The sequence below is a fragment of the Cupriavidus sp. UME77 genome, assembly GCF_014170355.1.
In the GTDB taxonomy this organism is placed as follows: domain Bacteria; phylum Pseudomonadota; class Gammaproteobacteria; order Burkholderiales; family Burkholderiaceae; genus Cupriavidus; species Cupriavidus basilensis.
Genome location: NZ_LZZU01000050.1, coordinates 81547 through 101601 on the forward strand (window position 1 = coordinate 81547; position 20055 = coordinate 101601).

General features: G+C 65.9%; 16 protein-coding genes. 13 read left to right on the top strand and 3 right to left on the bottom strand.

Features of this window, described 5'->3' with window-relative positions:
* Positions 1-62 precede the first annotated feature (62 nt).
* The 12 genes from A9975_RS20605 (at position 63) to A9975_RS20660 (ending at position 15891) form a co-directional block, all read left to right on the top strand.
* A complete protein-coding gene (locus A9975_RS20605; protein WP_183034420.1) occupies positions 63-848 on the top strand; it encodes an enoyl-CoA hydratase/isomerase family protein in 786 nt (261 codons plus the stop codon).
* A 72-nt stretch (positions 849-920) separates the two neighbouring features.
* Positions 921-2474: a long-chain fatty acid--CoA ligase gene (locus A9975_RS20610; protein WP_183034421.1), complete on the top strand. Its 1554-nt coding sequence runs from the start codon at positions 921-923 to the stop codon at positions 2472-2474.
* A gap of 803 nt (positions 2475-3277) precedes the next feature.
* A complete protein-coding gene (locus A9975_RS20615; RefSeq protein ID WP_183034422.1) occupies positions 3278-3889 on the top strand; it encodes a methyltransferase domain-containing protein in 612 nt (203 codons plus the stop codon).
* Between the two features lie 282 nt (positions 3890-4171).
* Positions 4172-5044: a branched-chain amino acid ABC transporter permease gene (locus A9975_RS20620; protein ID WP_043355187.1), complete on the top strand. Its 873-nt coding sequence runs from the start codon at positions 4172-4174 to the stop codon at positions 5042-5044.
* 7 nt (positions 5045-5051) lie between these two features.
* A complete protein-coding gene (locus A9975_RS20625; protein WP_183034423.1) occupies positions 5052-6128 on the top strand; it encodes a branched-chain amino acid ABC transporter permease in 1077 nt (358 codons plus the stop codon).
* Between the two features lie 10 nt (positions 6129-6138).
* Complete coding sequence (locus A9975_RS20630) at positions 6139-6936, top strand: ABC transporter ATP-binding protein (protein ID WP_183034424.1); 798 nt, start codon at positions 6139-6141, stop codon at positions 6934-6936.
* Entirely contained in the window at positions 6933-7745 is an 813-nt protein-coding gene (locus tag A9975_RS20635; RefSeq protein WP_370565096.1) for an ABC transporter ATP-binding protein, read from the top strand. Before A9975_RS20630 ends, A9975_RS20635 begins: the two co-directional genes overlap by 4 nt.
* 63 nt (positions 7746-7808) lie before the next feature.
* Positions 7809-9638, top strand: a complete 1830-nt coding sequence (locus A9975_RS20640) for a long-chain fatty acid--CoA ligase (RefSeq protein ID WP_255503338.1) — start codon at positions 7809-7811, stop codon at positions 9636-9638.
* Between the two features lie 41 nt (positions 9639-9679).
* Positions 9680-11923 (top strand): 3-hydroxyacyl-CoA dehydrogenase NAD-binding domain-containing protein, encoded by a 2244-nt coding sequence (locus tag A9975_RS20645; protein WP_183034425.1) that lies wholly within the window; start codon positions 9680-9682, stop codon positions 11921-11923.
* 53 nt (positions 11924-11976) lie between these two features.
* A complete protein-coding gene (locus tag A9975_RS20650) occupies positions 11977-13149 on the top strand; it encodes an ABC transporter substrate-binding protein (RefSeq protein WP_183034426.1) in 1173 nt (390 codons plus the stop codon).
* Between the two features lie 35 nt (positions 13150-13184).
* Positions 13185-14807, top strand: coding sequence for a class I adenylate-forming enzyme family protein (locus A9975_RS20655; protein WP_183034427.1), 1623 nt, complete (start codon positions 13185-13187; stop codon positions 14805-14807).
* Between the two features lie 226 nt (positions 14808-15033).
* A complete protein-coding gene (locus tag A9975_RS20660; RefSeq protein ID WP_255503339.1) occupies positions 15034-15891 on the top strand; it encodes an AraC family transcriptional regulator in 858 nt (285 codons plus the stop codon).
* Here A9975_RS20660 and A9975_RS20665 read toward each other — a convergent pair.
* From A9975_RS20665 to A9975_RS20675, 3 genes are all read right to left on the bottom strand, one after another.
* Positions 15888-17522: a class I adenylate-forming enzyme family protein gene (locus A9975_RS20665; protein WP_183034428.1), complete on the bottom strand. Its 1635-nt coding sequence runs from the start codon at positions 17520-17522 to the stop codon at positions 15888-15890. The two genes, A9975_RS20660 and A9975_RS20665, sit on opposite strands and share 4 nt — an antisense overlap.
* Before the next feature lie 391 nt (positions 17523-17913).
* On the bottom strand, positions 17914-18813 hold the full coding sequence (locus A9975_RS20670) for a hypothetical protein (protein ID WP_183034429.1): 900 nt from the start codon (positions 18811-18813) through the stop codon (positions 17914-17916).
* Positions 18814-18820: 7 nt separating this feature from the next.
* A complete protein-coding gene (locus A9975_RS20675; protein ID WP_183034430.1) occupies positions 18821-19666 on the bottom strand; it encodes a hypothetical protein in 846 nt (281 codons plus the stop codon).
* 193 nt (positions 19667-19859) lie between these two features.
* Between A9975_RS20675 and A9975_RS20680 the strand changes: the two genes are divergently transcribed.
* A partial coding sequence (locus tag A9975_RS20680) for a hypothetical protein (RefSeq protein ID WP_183034431.1) occupies positions 19860-20055 on the top strand: 196 nt, incomplete at its 3' end.

Here is a 20055-nt window from a genome sequence, read left to right on the forward strand (position 1 = left end):
TTGCCACGTCACGCGTCGGACCGAGTTTCAACACACGGACACAGCCTAACCAGCGGAGCACCATGAGCGAATCGGAAACCCCAGCCGTCCTCCATGAAAAACGCGGCGCCGCGTTCTGGATCACCATCAACCGGCCGGACAAGCGCAACGCCATCAACAAGGAAGTCGTGGCCGGCATCCGGGCAGGCTACCGCGCTGCGCACGCAGATCCCGCCATCCGCGCCATCGTGCTGACCGGCGCCGGAGACAAGGCCTTCTGCGCCGGTGGCGACCTGCAGCCGGGCAAGGGCTTTGCCTTCGACCTCTCGCAGCCTAGTGTGGACTACGCCGACATGCTGCGCGAGTCCCAGCAAGCCACGCTGCCGAGCATTGCGCGAATCAACGGCACCTGCATGGCCGGCGGCATGGGCTTGCTGTGCATGACCGATATGGCGGTGGCCGCCGACAACGCCTTGTTTGGCCTGCCGGAGGTCAAGGTAGGCGTATTCCCAATGCAGGTGCTGAGCCTGTTGCAGACCCTGGCGCCACCCCGGCTGGTGCGCGAGTGGTGCATCAGCGGCGAGCCGTTTTCGGCCGCCGAGGCCAAGGCCGCCGGGCTGGTCAACCACCTGGCCGCGCCGGGCGAGCTGGACGCGCGCACCGAATGGCTGGTCGCCCGCGTGGCCGACAAGTCGCCCACCGCCATCCGGCGCGGCAAGTACGCCATGCACGCCATGGCGTCGATGAGCTTTTCCGAAGGCATCGCCTATACCGAAAGCCAGATCGCGCTGCTGGCGATGACCGACGACGCGCGCGAAGGCCTGGCCGCCTTCAACGAAAAGCGCAAGCCGGTCTGGACCGGCAGGTAAAACAACCGGCGAGGCGCGCGCCGGGCGGGGCGCGCTGGCGGTGTCTGCAACGACTGAACAAGGAAGCAGCCTATGAACAAAGCATCGTCCACCCAACCGGACAGCGCCGCCTTCCTGGCGCTCGGCATGGCGCAATGGCTGTGCCGCCGCGCTGCGCGCAGCCCCCGCAGCCCCGCGCTGACCTGCGCCGGGCAGAGCTGGACCTATGCCGAGCTGGTGGCCGACGCCCAAAAGATGGCTGCCGTGCTGGCGGCTGGCGGCGTGGGACGCGGCCAGCGTGTGGGCTACCTGGGCCTGAACGACCCGCTGTTCCTGGTGACGCAGTTCGCCTGCGGCTGGCTGGGCGCCATCTTCGTGCCGCTCAATTTCCGGCTCACCGGGCCGGAGCTGGCCTTTATCCTCAACGATGCCGGCGTGCATACGCTGTTCGCCGATGAAGACTACGCCGGCCTGATCGATGAAGCGCGCCCGATGCTGGAGTGCCAGCGCTACCTGCGCCGCACCGATGCGCCGGGCTGGGAAGGTTTGTCGTCGCGGATGGCGCAAGCCGATGCCACGCTGCCGCCCGTGCCCACCGATCCGGATGATGTGGCCGCGATCATGTACACCTCGGGCACCACCGGACACCCCAAGGGCGCCATGCTCACGCATGGCAACTTCTGGACCAACAACCTGAACGTGATGATGCTGAGCGACCTCGCCAGCACCGACGTCGCGCTCAATTTCGCGCCCCTGTTCCATGTTGGCGGCATGTGCTGCGTGAGCTTGCCCATCCTGATGGCGGGCGGCCATCTCGTGCTGCAGCGCAGCTTCGACCCCGCAGCCGTCATGCAGGCGGTGGCCGAGCACCGCGTGACGGTCAGCTTCGCGGTGCCCGCCATGCTGCTGTTCGTCAGCCAGCACCCGGATTTCGCGCTGGCGGACCTGTCCAGCCTGCGGACCATTTCGGTCGGCGGCGCCCCCATGCCCGAGCCGCTGTTACGCCTGTTCGCCGGGCGCGGCATCCCGGTCAACCAGGGCTACGGCCTGACCGAGACTGCCGCCGCGACGACCTTCCTCGCCCCGGAGCGCGCCCAGGACAAGCTCGGCTCCTGTGGCACGCCGGCCATGATGACCGAAGTCTGCATCCGCGACTTCGACGGCAAGCCACTGACCGAGCCGCAGGCGCGCGGCGAGATCTGCGCGCGTGGCGGCAACATCATGAAAGGCTACTGGAACCGCCCGGACGCCACCGCCGGGGCGTTCTACGAAGGCGGCTGGTTCCGCACCGGCGACGTCGGCTATGTCGACGAAGAAGGCTTCTACTACGTCTGCGACCGCCTCAAGGACATGGTGATCACCGGCGGCGAGAACGTCTACCCGGCCGAAGTCGAAAGCGTGCTGTACGAGCACCCGGCCATTGCCGAAGTCGCCGTGATCGGCGCGCCCGACGAGCGCTGGGGCGAGCATGTGGTTGCCGTGGTGGCGCTCAAGCCGGGCGCCAGCCTGACGCTGGAAGCCCTGCAGGCGTTTGCGGAACCGCGGCTGGCGCGGTACAAGCTGCCGCGTGCGATGCGGGTGGTGGTGGCGTTGCCGCGGAATCCTACGGGGAAGGTTTTGAAGGTTAGGTTGAGGGAGATGGGGTAGGGGTGTTGGGTGGTGTATGGCGGGTTTGCTGATTCTTTTAGCGGCGTTGGTTTTTGGACCCAAGGGCCATACGACATCCCCCTGCGGGGGCTGCCGGTCACTCTTCTTTGCGTCGGCAAAGAAGACTAACGAGAAGAAAGCCGACCCTGCCGGGGGCAGAGCAATCAGGCTATTTGGGCCTCGATGGGTTCGTCGTACGGCCCGGAGTGTTGGCTGGCCTTTGCCATACCGGCTTGAAGGGCATCATAACTGCATGACCCGATGGTCACGTGGTGGTGCCCCTGATCGCTTTGCTTGGTGAGCATTCGACCATCTGCCGTTACCGGTGCGGACCACCACGACACATCGCCCGTCAGTGGTTTCGTGGTGGGGTGGGCGCGGTGGTGAAGGTCTCGGGCCAATCAAGGCGGTGCCACCGCGCCCACGACTGAACCGGTGCGCCTGCAACTTCGTGGCCGGCCACTGCGCGAGCGACAGACGGCTTGAAGCAAGTGATGTCCGCTACCGGGGGCCCCACCACGAATCCCGGAAGCTGGCAGCTTCGTGGTCAGTCAATCCGGTACCGGCAGATGCCCGCAGAACTGAGGCCATACGACGAAACCAGCGTCCCTAGCACCCGCGATTGCTCTGCTCCCGGCAGGGTCGGCTTTCTTCTCGTTAGTCTTCTTTGCCGACGCAAAGAAGAGACCGGCAGCCCCCGCAGGGGGATGTCGTATGGCCCTTGGGTCCAAAAACCAACGCCGCTAAAAGAATCAGCGAAAGAACCAGCAGACCGGAAATTCCGAAAAATAAGAGGCCCCCCAATGGCAGGACCAACCATCAATTTCTGGCAATCCCGCTTCGAATCCGGGCAAACCCCTTGGGAACGCGAAGCCGCCAGCCCGCAACTCCAAGCCTGGCTGGCGCAAGGCGTCATCCAGGCCGGGGAGCGCGTGGTCGTGCCCGGCTGTGGCGGCGGCTGGGAAGTCGCCGCGCTGGCCGCGCATGGCGCGCGGGTCAGTGGTATCGACTACGCGCCCGGGGCGCTGGCCCGCACGCTTGCCCGGCTGGCGCCAAGCGGACTGCAGGCGGACCTGGAAGAAGCGGACGTGTTGCATTGGAAGCCGGCCACGCCGGTGGATGCCATCTATGAGCAGACCTGCCTGTGTGCGCTGCATCCCGACCACTGGACCCGTTATGCCGCCCAGCTTCATGCCTGGCTGCGTCCCGGTGGACGCCTGCTAGCGCTGTTCATGCAGATGCGCCGCGACAGCGCCGGGCAGGGCGTGGTGGAAGGGCCGCCGTATCACTGCGACATCAACGCCATGCGCGCGCTGTTCCCCGCCCAGCTATGGGAATGGCCCAAGCCACCGTTTGACCCAGTCGCGCATCCCGGCGGCGCATTCGAGCTTGCGGTGGTGCTGGTGCGTCGCTGATCCCTTGGCGGCGCACAGCGCCAGCCGCGCCAACCATGGGTAATCCCCAATCCATATACAGCCAGTCCACACAAGAGGCACACCGGTAGTTTTGCTACGGTGGCAGCAGTCGCACCAGTCGCTGCAGTCGCTGCAGTCGCTGCAGTCGCAACACGGCGAAGCGCATGACGGCACGCGTCGCACCCGGTGTCATCGGGCGCGCTTGACCCACCCAATTCCGAGATCGGCCCCGGCCGCCCGCACACAGCGCGCGGCAAGGGGCGGCCGGCACAGGAGACAAGATTGGAGATCCTGCAATTGACGATCTCGGGGATCGCGCTGGGCTGCATCTATGCGCTGATCGCCCTGGGTTTTGTGCTGATCTACAAGGCGACCGAGACGGTGAACTTCGCGCAAGGCGAGTTCATGATGCTGGGCGCCTTCGCTGGCGTGGTGCTGACCATGCTCGGCTTGCCGCTGGTCCTTGCCGTGCCGTTGACGGTGGCGGGCATGGCTGGCTTTGGCATGCTGGTCGAGCGCCTGGCGATTCGCCCCATCCTGGGCCAGCCGCAGTTCACCGTGGTGATGCTGACCATCGGCATGGGCTACGTGATGCGCGGGCTGATCACCATGGTGCCGGGCATCGGCGCCGGCACGCATACCTTGCCGGTGCCCTACCAGGGCATGGTGTGGCGCACCGGCGCGCTGGTGCTGAGCGTGGAGCAGGTGGCGGTGATCGGCGTCACCGCGGCGCTTTGCGTGGTGCTTTACCTGGTGTTCCGCTACAGCCGCATCGGCGTGGCGATGCAGGCCAGCTCGCAGAACCAGCTTGCCGCTTACTACATGGGCATTCCGGTGCGGCGGCTCAACGGGCTGGTGTGGGGCTTGTCGGCGTCGGTGGCCGCGATAGCCGGCCTGCTGCTGGCGCCCATCACCTTTGTCCACGCCAGCATGGGCATGCTCGGCCTCAAGGCCTTCCCCGCAGCGGTGGTGGGGGGCTTCGGCAGCCTGCCGGGCGCAATCGTGGGCGGGCTGGTGATCGGCGTGGTGGAGTCGCTGGCGGGCTTTTACCTGCCCGAGGGCTTCAAGGACGTCGCGGCCTATGTCGTGGTGCTGATCATGCTGGTGGTCAAGCCGAACGGCCTGTTCGGCGAGAACCTGCGCAAAAAGGTGTAGAGACGCGATGCGATTCCTCTTCAAGACCGACTATCGCCAGGACCTGCGCCTGGCCAGGCACCCGGGCCATGTGTTCTGGTACGGCTTGCTGATGGCTTGCCTGCTGATCGCGCCGGGCTGGGCCAGCAGCTACTGGGTCGCGCAGCTTGGCTTTGTGCTGATCTACGCCATTGCGGGCCTGGGCCTGATGGTGCTGTCCGGCTACACGGGGCTGCTGTCGATCGGCCATGCGGCCTTCCTTGGCGTTGGCGCCTATACGCAGGCCTGGCTGACCAGCCACGGCGTGCCCTTCGTCCCGGCTTTGCTGGCCGCGGCTGCGCTGTCGGCACTGACGGGCGTGGTGGTGGGACTGCCGGCGTTGCGTGTCAAGGGCATCTACCTGGCGATCGCCACGCTGGCCTTCGGCCTGATCGTCGAGGAGGTCCTGGCGCGCTGGGAGAGCGTGACCGGCGGCAATGCCGGCCTGCCGGTGGCCGCGCCGCAACTGTGGGGCTATGTGCTTGACGGGCCGGTGGCGTTCTACTACCTGTCGCTCGCGGTTTGCCTGCTGGCCACGCTGGCCGTGCTCAACCTGTTGCGCAGCGCCACGGGGCGGGCCTTTATCGCCATCCGGGACTCGGAGATCTCGGCGCAGAGCATGGGGATACACCTGGCGCGCTACAAGACCTTGTCGTTTGCGCTGTCCGCCGCGCTGGTTGGCATCGCCGGGGCGCTGTATGCCCACAAGCTGCGCTATATCTCGCCCGAGCAGTTCGGCATTGCCCAGTCGATCGACTTGTTGCTGCTGGTTGTGGTGGGCGGGCTGGGCTCTGTGCATGGCGCGTTTCTTGGCGCGATCTTCCTGATCGTCATGCCGCAGATGATCGTGCTGGCGAAGGATCTCCTGCCGCCTGCCATCGGGCAAGCCAGCGGCCTGCAGGCTCTGGTGTACGGGCTGGTGCTGATGGCTTTCGTGCTGTTCGAGCCGATGGGGCTGTACGGGCGCTGGTGCAAGATCCGCACGTACCTGGAACTGTTTCCCTTCTATCGCCAGGGCATGTTCCGGCGCCAGAAGGCCTTCCAGCGCTCCGAGCGCTTGAAATAAGGAGGCCCGCATGACAGACACTCTTCTCAGCGTGCGCGACCTGTCGGTGCGCTTTGGCGGCGTGCTGGCGCTTGGCGGCGTGAGCTTCGATGTGCGGCGCGGCGAGGTCTTTACGCTGATCGGGCCCAACGGGGCCGGCAAGACCACGGTGTTCAACCTGATCAGCCGCATCTATCCGCCCACCAGCGGCGAGGTCCTGTGGCAGGGCAGCAGCCTGACGCAGTTGCCGCCCCACGCGATCGCCGCGCAGGGCATCGCGCGCACCTTCCAGAATATCGAGCTGTTCGAGCACGCCACGGTGCTGCAGAACCTGCTGATCGGCCACCACACGCATCGCGCCAGCGGCTTCTGGGCAGACCTGCTGTTTACCCCCGCCGCGCGCCGCTCGGAGCTGGCCGCGCGCCACAAGGCCGAGGAAATGATCGAGCTGCTGGACCTGCAGGCGCACCGCGACGCGCTGGTGGCGGGCCTGCCCTATGGCGTGCGCAAGGTAGTTGAGCTGGCGCGGGCCTTGTGCAGCAGCCCGCGGCTGTTGCTGCTGGATGAACCGTCTTCCGGGCTGAATGTGGAAGAGACCGAGGACATGGCCTGGTGGATCCGCGATATCCAGAGCGAGCTGGGCATCACCGTGCTGATGGTGGAGCACGACATGAGCCTGGTGTCGCGCGTGTCGGACCGGGTGCTGGCGATGAACCAGGGCCAGGTGCTGGCGCAGGGCACGCCAGCCGAGGTCCAGGCGCACCGCGGGGTGATCGAAGCCTACCTGGGCACCGTGGACGACGTAGCCTCACTGCGGAGGGCGGCATGAACCTGATGCAAGGCGCTGAAAAGATGCGCGAAATCCACGGCACGCCCGTGCTGGCGCTGGCCAACGTGGAAAGCGCCTACGGCCCGGTCAAGGCGATCCGGGGCGTGAGCCTTGCCGTGCAGCGCGGCAGCATCGCCACCGTGCTGGGCGCCAACGGCGCCGGCAAGACCACCATCCTCAAGACCATTTCCGGCGTGCTGGACCCGACGCGCGGCAGCATCGCCTTCAAGGGCGAGAGCATCGCTGCGATGGACCCGGCGCAGATCGTGCGGCGCGGCCTGAGCCACGTGCCCGAGGGCAGGGAGGTGTTCCCGCTGCTGTCGGTGCGCGACAACCTGCTGATGGGTGCCTATACGCGGCGCGACCGCGACGGCGTGGCGCGCGACATGGAGATGGTCTACGACTACTTCCCGGTGCTGCGCGAGCGGGCCGCGCAGGATGCCGGCCTGCTCTCGGGCGGCCAGCAGCAGATGCTGGCGATCTCACGCGCGCTGATGGCCGCGCCGGAGCTGATCCTGCTCGACGAGCCCAGCCTGGGCCTGTCGCCAAAGCTCACCAAGGACATCTTCGAGATCGTGGTGCGCATCAACCGCGAGCGCGGCACCACCATCTTGCTGGTGGAGCAGAACGCCAATATGGCGCTCAACGCGGCGGACTATGGCTATGTGCTGGAGAATGGCCGCATCGTGGCCGAGGACACCTGCGCCGTGCTGCGCGAGAAGGATGACATCAAGGAGTTCTACCTCGGCATGAAGGACAACGGCGTGCGCGGCGAGCGCCGCTGGAAAAAGCGCAAGACCTGGCGGTAAGGCGCTAAACGATCACCAAGTTGAGAGCAATCAATGTCAATGGCAATGGCGACGGCGCACACCATGCAGCCCCTTTCCGAAGCGGCATTCGAGACCTTGCCGCAGATGTTCTGGCACGCCGTGGCCCGGCGCGCCGACGCCGTGATGATGCGGCAGAAGGACCTCGGGGTCTGGCGCAGCTATCGCTGGCGCGAAGTGGGCGAGATCGTGGCCGATGTCGCCGCGGGCCTTGCCGAGCTCGGCCTGCAAGCAAGTGAGGTGGTGTCGGTGCTGTCCAGCACCAATCGCGAATGGGTGTGGAGCGACCTTGGCGCGCTCACCGCCGGTGCGGTAGTCAGCGGCATCTATCCCACCGACTCGCCTTCGCAGGTGGAGTACCTTTGCCACGACTCGGGCAGCGTCATGCTCTTCGTCGAGAACGAGGAGCAGCTGGACAAGTACCTGGAGGTGCGCAAGCGCCTGCCACGGCTACGCAAGGTGATCGTGTACGACATGGAAGGGCTGGCCGGCTTCGACGACCCTGGCGTGCTCAGCTTCGACGCGCTGCTGGCGCTCGGCAGGCAAGCGCGGGCGCGGCAACCGGGGCTGGTGGCGGCGCGGCTGGCCGCCGGCAGCGCCGACGCGCTGGCGGTGCTGGTCTATACATCCGGCACCACGGGACGGCCCAAGGGCGCGATGCTGTCGCATCGGAATGTGCTGCGCAGCTGCCTGACGCTGCGCGAGTTCCTCCCCGCCACCACCATCGGCGAGCGCATGGCGTTCCTGCCACTGTGCCACGTCTCGGAGCGGATCTTTGGCGAGTACTACTCGATCCTGTCCGGTGCCGTCGTCAACTTCGTCGAGAACCCCGACACCATCTTTGACAACATTCGCGAGATCCAGCCCGACGCCTTCCTGGCGGTGCCGCGCGTGTGGGAGAAGCTGTATTCGAGCGTGACCATCGCGGTCCGGGAGGCGACCCGGCTGCAGCGCTGGGCCTATGACTGGGCGCTGGCCGCCGGGCAGGCCCGCGTGCACGAGGACGGGCAGGCAACGGTGCTGCCGCTGTCCGCGCGCCTGAAGCTCTGGCTGGCCGATACGCTGGTGCTGGGCAATGTGCGCCGCATGATGGGCCTGAACCGCGTGCAGCTGGCGGTGACCGGCGCGGCGCCGATCTCGCCCGACCTGATCCGCTGGTATATGGCGCTGGGCATCGTGCTGCACGAGCTATGGGGCATGACCGAGATCACCGGCGCGGCCACCTGCAACCCGCCCGGCCGGACGCGCCCGGGCAGCATCGGCATTGCCTTGCCGCATACCGAGGTGAAGGTCTCGCAGGATGGAGAGCTGCTGGTGCGGGGCCCGCAGGTCTTCATGGGCTACCTGAACCTGCCCGCCAAGACCGCCGAGACCATGGCCGATGGCTGGCTGCGCACGGGCGACGTGGGCCGGGTGGACGAGCAGGGCTACTTCTATATCACCGACCGCATGAAGGACCTGATCATCACCGCTGGCGGCAAGAACGTCACGCCGTCCGAGTGGGAGAACCAGCTCAAGTTCAGCCCCTATGTGACCGACGCCGTGGTGATCGGAGACCGCCGGCCCTACCTGAGCTGCCTGGTGATGATCGACCAGGACAACGTGGAGCAGTGGGCGCAGGAACACGACGTGCATTTCTCCGACTACGGCTCGCTGTGCCGCAGCAAGGAGGTGATCGCGCTGGTGGGCCAGGAGATCGACCGTGTCAACAAGCAGTTCGCGCGGGTCGAGCAGATCAAGGCATTCCGGCTGATCGAGACCCGCCTTGGCGCCGAGGACGAGGAACTGACGCCCACCATGAAGCTCAAGCGCAAGCTGGTCAACGACAAATACAGCACGCTGATCGAGTCAATGTACCTGGCCAAGGTGGCCTGAACGCAAGCGGCCCCAACAGGAGGCAGGAGGCAGGAGGCGCCATGAGCGATGCGGACAAAGCGGTTCCCGTCAGCCTGGTTCGGCACGGCCGCATCGGCCTGCTGTGCATCGACCATCCACCGGTGAATGCGCTCTCGGTGGCGACGGTGGCGGGGCTGGATGCCAAGGTGGCGGCCTTCGAGGCCGATTCATCCCTCGATGGCTTGCTGATCTGGTGCGCGGGCCGCACCTTCGTGGCGGGCGGCGACATCGCCCAGTTCGATGCGCCGGATTTCACGGCTGCGCCTTACAACCGCATCCTGGCCCGGATCGAAGCCAGCGAACGGCTGGTCGCGACCGTGCTGCACGGCACCGCGCTGGGCGGCGGGCTGGAACTGGCGCTGGCTTGCCATTACCGCGTGGCCGTGCCCGGCACGCGGGTCGGGCTGCCCGAGATCAAGCTGGGGCTGCTGCCCGGCTCGCTGGGCTCCCAGCGGCTGCCGCGCGCCTGCGGGGCGGCCCTGGCGCTGGACCTGATGCTGAGCGGGCGCATGCTCGATGCCGAGGCGGCGCTGGCCGCCGGCATCGTCGATGCGCTGGTGGCGGGCGAGCCGTTGGCCGCTGGCCTTCATTATCTGGAAGACCTGCTGGCGAGGCGGGCGCCGCCGCGCCGGCTGTCGACCTTGTCCGTGCCTGTTGCCGGGCTCCCACCGGATTTCTTCGCGCAGGCCGTGCGGCACGCCACGCAGGAGCGCGCGCGCTATCCCGCGGCCGCGGCTGTCGTGCAAGCGGTGGAGGCGGCGGCGACCCTGCCGTTCGCCGAGGGCGAGGCAGTGGAGGCTGCCCTGCTTGCCGCCTGCGTGGCGTCGCCGGAATCGCGGGCGCTGCGCCACCTGTTCTTTGCCGAGCGCCAGGCGGCCCGCGTGCCCGGGGTGCCCTCGGGCATCGCGCCGCGCGCGCTGCATACAGCTGGGGTGGTAGGGGCCGGAACCATGGGCAGGCGCATCGCCATGAGCCTGGCGGACGCCGGCTTGCCGGTCACGCTGGTCGAGGCCAGCGACGCGGCGCTGGCCAAGGGCCTGGCGTCCGTGCGCGCCCAATACGAGGCCAGTGCCGCGGCCGGGCGGCTGCAGCCCGATCAGGTCGCCAGGCGCATGGGCCTGATTGCCGGCACGCTGGATTACGCCGCACTGGCCGGCTGCGAACTGGTGATCGAAGCGGTGGTGGAGGACATGGCGCTCAAGCAGCAGGTGTGCGCCCGTCTCGGCCAGACCTGCAAGCCCGGGGCAATCATTGCCACCAATACCTCCACGCTGGACGTGGAGGTGCTGGCCGAGGCCTGCGGCCGGCCGGACGATTTCGCCGGGCTGCATTTCCGCAACCCGGCCAATGGTGGGCGGCTGATCGAAGTGGTGCGCGGCAGCGCCACCGCGCCGGATGTGCTGATCACTGCCATGCACCTGGCGCGGCGGCTCGGCAAGGTGGCGGTGGTGACGGGCGTGTGCTTCGGCTTTATCGGCAACCGCATGGCCGAAGCCTACCTGCGCGAGAGCGAGTTCCTGCTCATGGAAGGCGTGAGCCCGGCGCGGCTGGATGCCGTGATGCAGGCTTACGGCATGGCGATGGGGCCGTGCCGCATGCTGGACCTGGCCGGGATCGACACGGGCGCCAAGATCGTGCTGGAGTACGGCAAGGCCGGGGGGCTGCCGCCCGATCCCGCCTATCGCGCGGTGGTGCGCACGTTGTACATGCTGGGGCGGCTCGGCTGCAAGAGCGGCGCGGGCTACTACCGCTATCCGGACGGCGAGCCGGTGGCGGACCCGGAAGCCGAGCGCATCTGCGCCGCGCTGGGCCGCGCGCACGGCATTGCCCAGCGCAGCGACATTACCGATACCGAGATCGTCGAGCGCCTGACTTTTCCGCTGATCAACGAGGCCGCCAAGCTGCTGGAGGAGGGCATGGCCTGCCGGCCCGGAGACATCGACATGGTGTGGACCGCCGGCTATGGCTTTCCCGATTATCTCGGCGGCCCTGTGTGGCACGCGGACAGCATTGGCCTGCCCCGCGTCAAAGCCGGGCTGGAGCGCTACGCCCGCCTGCGCGGCAATCCTTACGACTACTGGGACATCTCCCCCTTGCTGGCGGCGCTGGCGCAAAGCGGGCAGCGCTTGTCCGACTGGTCCGCGCCGCCGCCAGCCGCCGATGCCGTGGCACCGGGCCATGCGCCTATCGCATTACCGCCGGACTCTCGACCCGCGCCAAGCAGGTTCCAGCCGGGACTCAAGCCGCCGCAGAGCGTGCATTGAAGCCAAGGCAAGCCACCAAGAAAGCAACAAACCGATAAGACAAGGAGACAACCATGATCTTGAAGACCACCATTGCCGCCATTGCGCTCGCGCTCAGCGCCGGCGCGAGCGCGCAGACGCGCGGCGTCACCGACAAGGAAATCGTGCTCGGCCTGATCACCGATATGTCCGGGCCGATCGTCAACTACGGCAAGGAGTCGCGCAACGGCATGACCATGGCCGTGGAAGAAATCAACGCCCGCGGCGGCGTGCAGGGCCGCAAGCTGCGGGTGGTGGTGGAAGACAATGGCTACGAGCCCAAGCGTGCCGTGCTGGCCGCGCAGAAGCTGGTCACGCAGGACGGCGTGTTCGCCATCATCGGCCACCTGGGCACCGCGCCCAATATGGCCACGCTGCCGTTCCTGGTGCAAAGCAAGGTCTTCAACTTCATGCCGCAGAGCGCCGCGCGCGACATGTATGAGCCGGCCAGCCCATACAAGATCGCGCTGGGGCCGTCCAACTTCCTGATGTCCACCACCATCATGGATTACTTCTTCAAACAGAAGCCCTACCAGCGGGTGGGCGCGCTGTACCAGGACGACGACTACGGGCGGGAGTCCGTGGAGGGCGTGCAGGCCTACCTCAAGACCAGGAACATGACGCTGGTGGAGAAGGTGTCATACAAGCGCGGTGCCACCGATTTTTCCTCGCAGATGGCGCGGCTCAAGGCGGCCAACTGCGACCTGGTATTCAACGCCTCCACGATGCGCGAGTACATCGCCTCCGTCCAGGAAGCTCGCAAGATCGGCTTCAACCCGGTCTTCGCCGGCACCTCGGCCAACTACGCGCACCAGGTGCCATTGCTGGGCGGCAAGGCCATGGAAGGCCTGCATGCGGCGGCTTTCATCATGCTGCCCTATGCGGACGATGCAAACCCGGCGGTACGGCAATGGGCGGCCGCCTACAAGAAACGCTTCAATGAAGACCCGGGCGTGTACTCGATGTTCAGCTACTACGCCTACACCACCTTCGCCACCATCGCCGACAAGGCCGGGCGCAACCTGAGCGCGGAGTCCTTCAATGCCGCCATGGAGTCGACCAAGCTACCGCAGGACGCCCTGGGCAACCCGGGTTTCAATGTCTCCGCCAGCAACCGCCTGAGCAACGACCGCATCCGCATCATGAAGGTGGCTGGCGACAAGTGGATCCCGGCCAGCGACCTGCTGCCGCCGCCCAAGCTGAACTGAGCGGGCGCGGCATCCATGAACAACCGGAGACAACCATGAGCACAGCAACGGAACAGGCGCGCGAGCGCATCGGGCGCATCGCCCTGGGCGATGTGATCCACCGTGGCGCCCGGCGCTTCGGCGCCCGCACGGCATTGATCGAGGGCGACCACAGCCTCAGCTATACGGCGCTGAACGCCGCCACCAACCAGTTTGCCCACTACCTGCTGGCCCAGGGCATGCGCAGCGCAGAGCGTGTCGGCATGCTGTGCAACAACTCGATCGACATGATCGTGGCGCTGCTGGGCATCCAGAAAGCGGGCATGGTGTGGGTGCCGATCAACACGGCGCTGGCGCCGGATGCGATCCAGTACATCCTGGAACACGCCGAGGTGACGCGCCTGGTGGCGGACGCGTCCGTGCTGGCGCGGCCCGGCATCGGCGAGCTGGTCGCGGCGTCGCGCATTCCCGTCGTGTTGCTGGAGCCGGCGGGCGAGGCGGCAGGCGAGATGGCCGGGTTGGCAGGGTTGGCGGTTACTCGGCATGCCGACGCGCTGGCCGGCCAGCCGGCCACGCTGCCAGATGTGGATGTCGCCAGCGGCCAACTGGCACAGATCATGTACACCAGCGGCACCACCGGCCCGCAAAAGGGCGTCATGCATTCCCACGCCTCGGTGCATTCGGTGCTGGCGGCCAACCTGGTCGATACCGGCTGCGGGACGGCGAGTGAAGTCTTTACCTGCCTGCTGCCGATGTTCCACTGCGCGCAGCACGGCAATACCATGAGCGCGCTGCTGGGCGGCCATGCCGTGGTGATCGGGCGCGGCTTCGATCCGGCCCGGGTGCTGGCGGACCTGGCCCGGCACCGCGTCACCGTGGTGGTGGCGCTGCCGATGATGTACCGGGCCATGCTGGAGCACCCGCAGTTCGCCGCGACCGACCTCTCCAGCGTGCGGCTGTGCATCTACGGCATGGCGCCGCTGCCCAAGAACCTGCTGCTGCGCCTGCTGGATGCGTTTTGCCCCAACTTCGTCCTGTGCTCGGGCCAGACCGAGATGTACCCGGCGGCCACCATCTTCGAGGCGCAGGAGCAGCGCAAGCGCTTTGGCGCCTTCTGGGGCGTGGGCACGGTGGTCAACGAGGTGGCGGTGATGAGCGACGACGGCCGGCTGCTCGGCCCGGGTGAGCCTGGCGAGATCGTGTTTCGCGGGCCGAACGTGATGCTGGGCTATTACAAGGACGCCGAGGCTACCGCCCGCGTGCAGCGCTTTGGCTGGCATCACTCCGGCGATCTTGGCGTGCTGGACGAGGATGGCCAGTTGCTTTTCCTCGACCGTATCAAGGACATGATCAAGAGCGGGGGCGAAAACGTGCCCTCGATCAAGGTCGAGGAAGTGTTGCTGCGCCATGCCGCCGTGGCCAATGCGGCGGTGGTCGGGCTGCCGCATGCGCGCTGGGGCGAGGCGGTGACGGCCTTCGTGACGCTGAAGCCCGGCGCGCGGGTGGAGGACGACGAGCTGGGCGCGCACTGCAGGGCCCACCTGGGCGGATTCGAGGTGCCCAAGGCAGTGCTGCTGCTGGCGGCATTGCCGGCCACTTCGACCGGGAAGATCCAGAAGTTCGCGTTGCGCCAGCGCTATCACGAGCATTACGATGAGCAAGACAAAGAACACGACTAAGAGCACCACGAGCACCATGACAAGGGCTGAGCACCGGGCCCCGCCGGTGGCTGGCATAGCCACCTGACATAGCCACCTGACGCAAGACGTAGCCGGTAGCCCCGGCTACGCTGCTTTTTGCGTCGCATTTTTGCATCGCATCATGGCGGCGCACCGAGAGCAAATGACTAGCGGGCCTGGCGACGCACCCATCGGTGCGCGGACGGTGCCAGCAGGAGACGAGGACATGCAGATGCAGGCACCAGGCATTGCGTGCCCGCCAGCGACGACCGTGGCGCCTGGCGCCCGGGACGGAGCCGGCCGGGTGATGTGGCTCACCCCCGACAGGCTGTTCTACGCCGGCCTGCTTGGCTCGCCTTCGGTCCGCACCATGGGTGGGCTGTTGATCTATGTGGCTTTGCGCGCACCCATCCGCATCCGCTTTGACGACGGGCCCTGGGCATCCACGGACTTGGCGGTGGTGCCGGCGTACATGCCGCACTCGGTCGCTTGCGACGACCGCATGATCTGCGACCTCGCACTGGAAGCGGAGAGCATCGACCTGGCGCGCCTGCCGCCGGTGATACGCGAGCGGGCAGGGCCGGTGGACGATCCGGCCTTTGTGCGCCATGTGCGCCAGGCGCATGCCTACCTGAGCGAGCGCGGCCGGGAGTTGGAACTGCAGGCGGACAGCTTCGACCAGATCTTCTTCGGGCACGCGCTGGCGCCGCGCAAGCTGGACCCGCGTATCGAGGCCGCGGTACAGCGCATCCGCAACGCGCCGTCGGCCACGGCCACGGCCGAGTCATGCGCCGCATCGGCCCATCTGTCCTTCTCGCGCTTCCTGCATCTGTTCAAGGAGGATGTCGGCACGCCGTTCCGCAGCTTTCGGACCTGGAAGCGCGCCCGCAGCCTGCTGCACTATGTCACCCAGGACTCCAACCTGGCCCATGTGGCGCTGGATGCCGGCTATCCGGACTCGACCCACTTCAGCCATTCCATCCGCCAGGTATTCGGGCTCAAACCCAGCGATATCTTTGCCGGCTCGCGCAAGCTCGCCCTGATTGGCGAGCGTGCGGAGGTGGGCAGCGGCATGCCCGGCTAGGCGGGCCGGGCAGGGGTATCCGGCGCGTCCTCCGTGCGCAAGGCCGCCTTATGGATCTTGCCGGCCGGCGTGAGCGGCAGCGCATCGCGCAGCACCACCTGGCGCGGCACCTTGTAATCCGCCAGGCGGGTCCCGCAGTACGCGCGGATTTCCTGCTCCGAGACCTGGCAGCCAGGCTTGGGCACGATGTAATAGCGGCCGATCTCGCCCAGCACGGGGTCGGGCACGCCAATGCCGGCGACCATCATCACCGCCGGGTGCCGCGCGATCACGCCTTCGATCTCGGCCGGATAGACGTTGAAGCCGCCCTGGATATACATATCCTTCTTGCGCCCCTTCAAGTGGATATAGCCGCGTTCGTCCACATAGCCCAGGTCGCCCGAATGCAGCCAGCCCTGGGCATCGAATCCATCCTCCCCGGCCGCGCCGCCCACGTAGCCCGGGCAAACGCCCGCGCCACGGAAACAGAGCTCGCCGATTTCGCCGGTGGCCAGGCTTTCGCCAGCAAACGAGACCACCCGTACCTCGGCAGTGTCGAACACTCGGCCAATCGATTGCATGAGGTCCTGCCGCTGCGCGTCCCAGGGCGTCATGACGATCGCGCCAGAGGATTCCGAGAGGCCGTACAGGTTCATCACCGTCGCCTGCGGCATGCGGGCCTGCAACTGCTCCAGCAGGGCCGCATCCACGGTGGCGCCGCCCACGATCACGAGCCGCACGGAGGAGAAATCCACCTTGGCCGAGTCGGGATGCATCAGCAGCAGCGTGGCCATGGTCGGCACGCCCGAGAAGATGGTGGGCGGGTGCTGGCGCATCCGCGCAAGCACCAGGTCCGCCTTGAAGGCTGGCACGAGCTCGCAAGTACCGCCGCCCAGCAAGAAGTTCAGCACCCCGCAGGTGATGCCGCCCACATGGTTCAAGGGCAGGGCCAGCTGGAGCTGGTCGGCCTCGGTCGTGCGCACATGGCGCGCTTGGGCCAGGGCTGCCGCCAGCATGCTGCGATGGGACAGTCCCGCGCCCTTAGGCCGCCCGGTGGTGCCCGAGGTGTAGATCACCATGGCCAGGTCCTCAGGCACGACCCGCGCCTCGGCGGCCTCCAGCACGGCCGCGTCCGGCGCGGTGGCCAGCAGCGTGGAAAGCCGCAGCGAGCTGGTGTCGGCCGATGGCGCCGTGTCGATTGGGTCGATTGGGTCGATTGGGTCGATTGCGTCGATCAGCACCACATGCGACAAGCCCGGCATGCGCGGAGCCAGCCGGGCAAGCATGCCTGGAAAATCGAAGCCCTCGCACTCCGGCACCGTGAAGACCGCCTTGACCGCGCTGTCGTTGACCATATGCTCGATCTCGTTGTCGCGGTAGCGCACGCTCAGGCCCACCACCGCCACGCCGATGCGGCTTGCGGCATAGAACAGCTGCAGCCACTCGATCTGGTTCAGGCCGATCACGCCGATGCGCTCGCCACGGGCGATGCCCAGGCCAAGCAGCCCACAGGCAAGCCGCGCGGAGCTGGCCTCCATCCCGGCAAAGGTATGGGCCTGCGGCCCGCAGCGGTAGGCAGTGCGCTGGCCCCACCGCTGGCTGGCCTGGCGAAGGGCGGCACCAATGGTGGCGGGCGGCGGGTTGGCAGTCATGCGGACTCTCCTGGCGTTGGATGGCAAATTGGATGCGGCAAAGACCCGGGGCAGGTCAGAGCGACAAGCGTAGCCAAGTCGCGTGGGGCAAGGCTTGCGGAAAGTGGCTGGGTCGCTGCGTATGGCCGCAGCGTCGTCTCAGTGGACGTAGATGACGCATGAACTAGGGGTCATGCCAAGATACGGTCAATTTGCTATCATAAGCCTTACGGTTATGATGAAATCGAATAATAGTGCGATTTCGATATAAGGAATCGCTAGCGATTCCACAGGATTTGCCAGGTGCCGGCGAACGCAGCATTGATCTGTCGTGCCCGTTTCACATCGTCACCGTGCAGGTAAATCGAAGTCGTCGAGATGGATGCATGCCGAAGATTGTCCCGGACCGTGGTCAATTCCGCGCCACGCGGAAGTAATCCGCGCCCGGCACATTGTGCGGAATCTTGGGCAGCCACAAGCCGGATCGTGGCGCAGGTTGCCGGCTACGACATTGCGGTACCCGCTGCGCACGCCGCATTTTCTCTTCCGGCGTCATGTAAGCCCGGTCCATTGTGACGGTGCCCAGGTACTTTGCCTCGCCATCCGCCCGCGGATCGATATTCGAATATTCCTGATCCTTGAAGAAAGACAGATAGACATTTACGGGATAGCAGGAAACAAGGTCCACACCAGCGTCATAAGTAAAATCGATAAACGTCGCGGGGTCGATATTGAAGGTGACGTAGTTGGAAGCGCGCTGCAGACCGAGCCGTTTCTCAAGATCCTGCTTACTGACACCAAGCATATAGCCCCCGTTGATGGTCACGCTATCTACCGACTCCGATAATCCATCTTTGGTTCTTGTAAAACCAATATCAAAAGAAATATCACTAAGATCCGGGCGAGTGTATATGTATGCGTTGTCATGTGTGCTGTAATAAATCTGTTTCCCAAAAATATTCTTGACTTCCTCAAATGGCACGTCGTCCCGCAACAACCGCATGGCCGTTTCCGCAATCTTCAGATACAGAGCGGCCTGCTCTGGCGTCAACGTCTTCACGTTTTCTAGATTCGGCTCATGGACAAGCGGCTTGCCGCACCATGGCGACGAGTTATAGTTACAGCCTGGCATCGGGTCTTTCTCCGTCCTTGAGGTCGTAGAACTGATTGCAGCGGTCGGGCTCAGGCAAAGCACGGCCAAACCACTGCTGACCAACCACGAAGTCGCAAGCAAACGCATCGTCTTCCCAGGGGCGCAAGCGGTAGCCCAACCCCTGGTCAGGAAGTTTCTTATAATCGATTGGTCTGCCATTTCTCTCTCATCCCACGCGGCACCACCAAACTTCCTCTCCGTCATTCTGCCGAGTCTTCTCGTTCCAGACCGGCGCTTGCGGAAATACTTTGCCGGCGGCAAGCTCGAACACACTGCCGCCCGTGAAGTGGTGCACGTAGTGCCGCCCGTCCGGAAATACCGGCACGTATTTGCCTGATTCGTGGCACATGTCCCCGCTCATCGGCAGCGGGCCATAGCGCTGGCGCAACGACACCGGCATCTCGCGCGCCCGCTGCTTGCGCTCTTCCCGGGTGAGGATCGGGTAGTCACGGCTGATGCGCACTTCCGCCAGCACCGGGGCGGTCAGGCCACCTTGCTCCGGCGGCTGCGCACCCGGCCGAATGTAGTCAAATTGCACCTTAACCGGAAACTTGCTGCCGGGCACCGCCAGCGCCTGATAGCGGTAAGGGTCGCCGAAGGGCATTAATGGATCAGCCGGGAATCGGTTGTACGGCACAACTCGACCACTCGGAAACCGGTAGCTGCCAACCTTCAACTGCAGCATCGTCTCCAGTTCCTCTCGCGCAAGTTTGTCCAGGTTGGGGGTAAAGTGAATTGAAAAGTGGACCGGCACCTCGGCTACCCTGCTGCGGTCCTCGCGGAAATCGGCGGGGTCGCCGTTGGTATAAAGTCGCATCGCCACTCTGGGGAACTGAGGGTGCTCAAAGCGATAGCGGTTGCCAACCGTGCCCGGGATTGGCTCAATCTTCCAGGTCTCCCCGAACACTGCCTGAACCTGGGCCAGCGGTATATCATCCCGTAATAGCCGCATGGCAGCCTGCAATATCTCCTGCACAACCTTCCGCTGCTGATCGTTGTAGCCTTCAGCCATGATTGTGGTTCCCATCGGGGCGGGTGGCATCGGAGAACTCTCTTGTGCAAGTGCCTGGGTTGTGCAGCAAAGGAACGCCATCGCGGCTAGCCCAGTAAGCCTGAACTGCCGCGCCGCAAATGAACGCGTTGTATTCGCGGAGCTGTGAAGGGTAGCCCGTGTCATGATTCCCACATGGTGTCGAGATTGATCGATGATGGATGAAACGTCTCGCGACTGCGAGCTGGCCGGTCCGGCCGCCAGCGGCAATTTCCTGCTGATGCATCCATTAGCCCACGCGGCACCACCAAACTTCCTCTCCGTCATTCTGCCGAGCCTTCTCGTTCCAGACCGGCGCTTGCGGAAATACTTTGCCGGCGGCAAGCTCGAACACACTGCCGCCCGTGAAG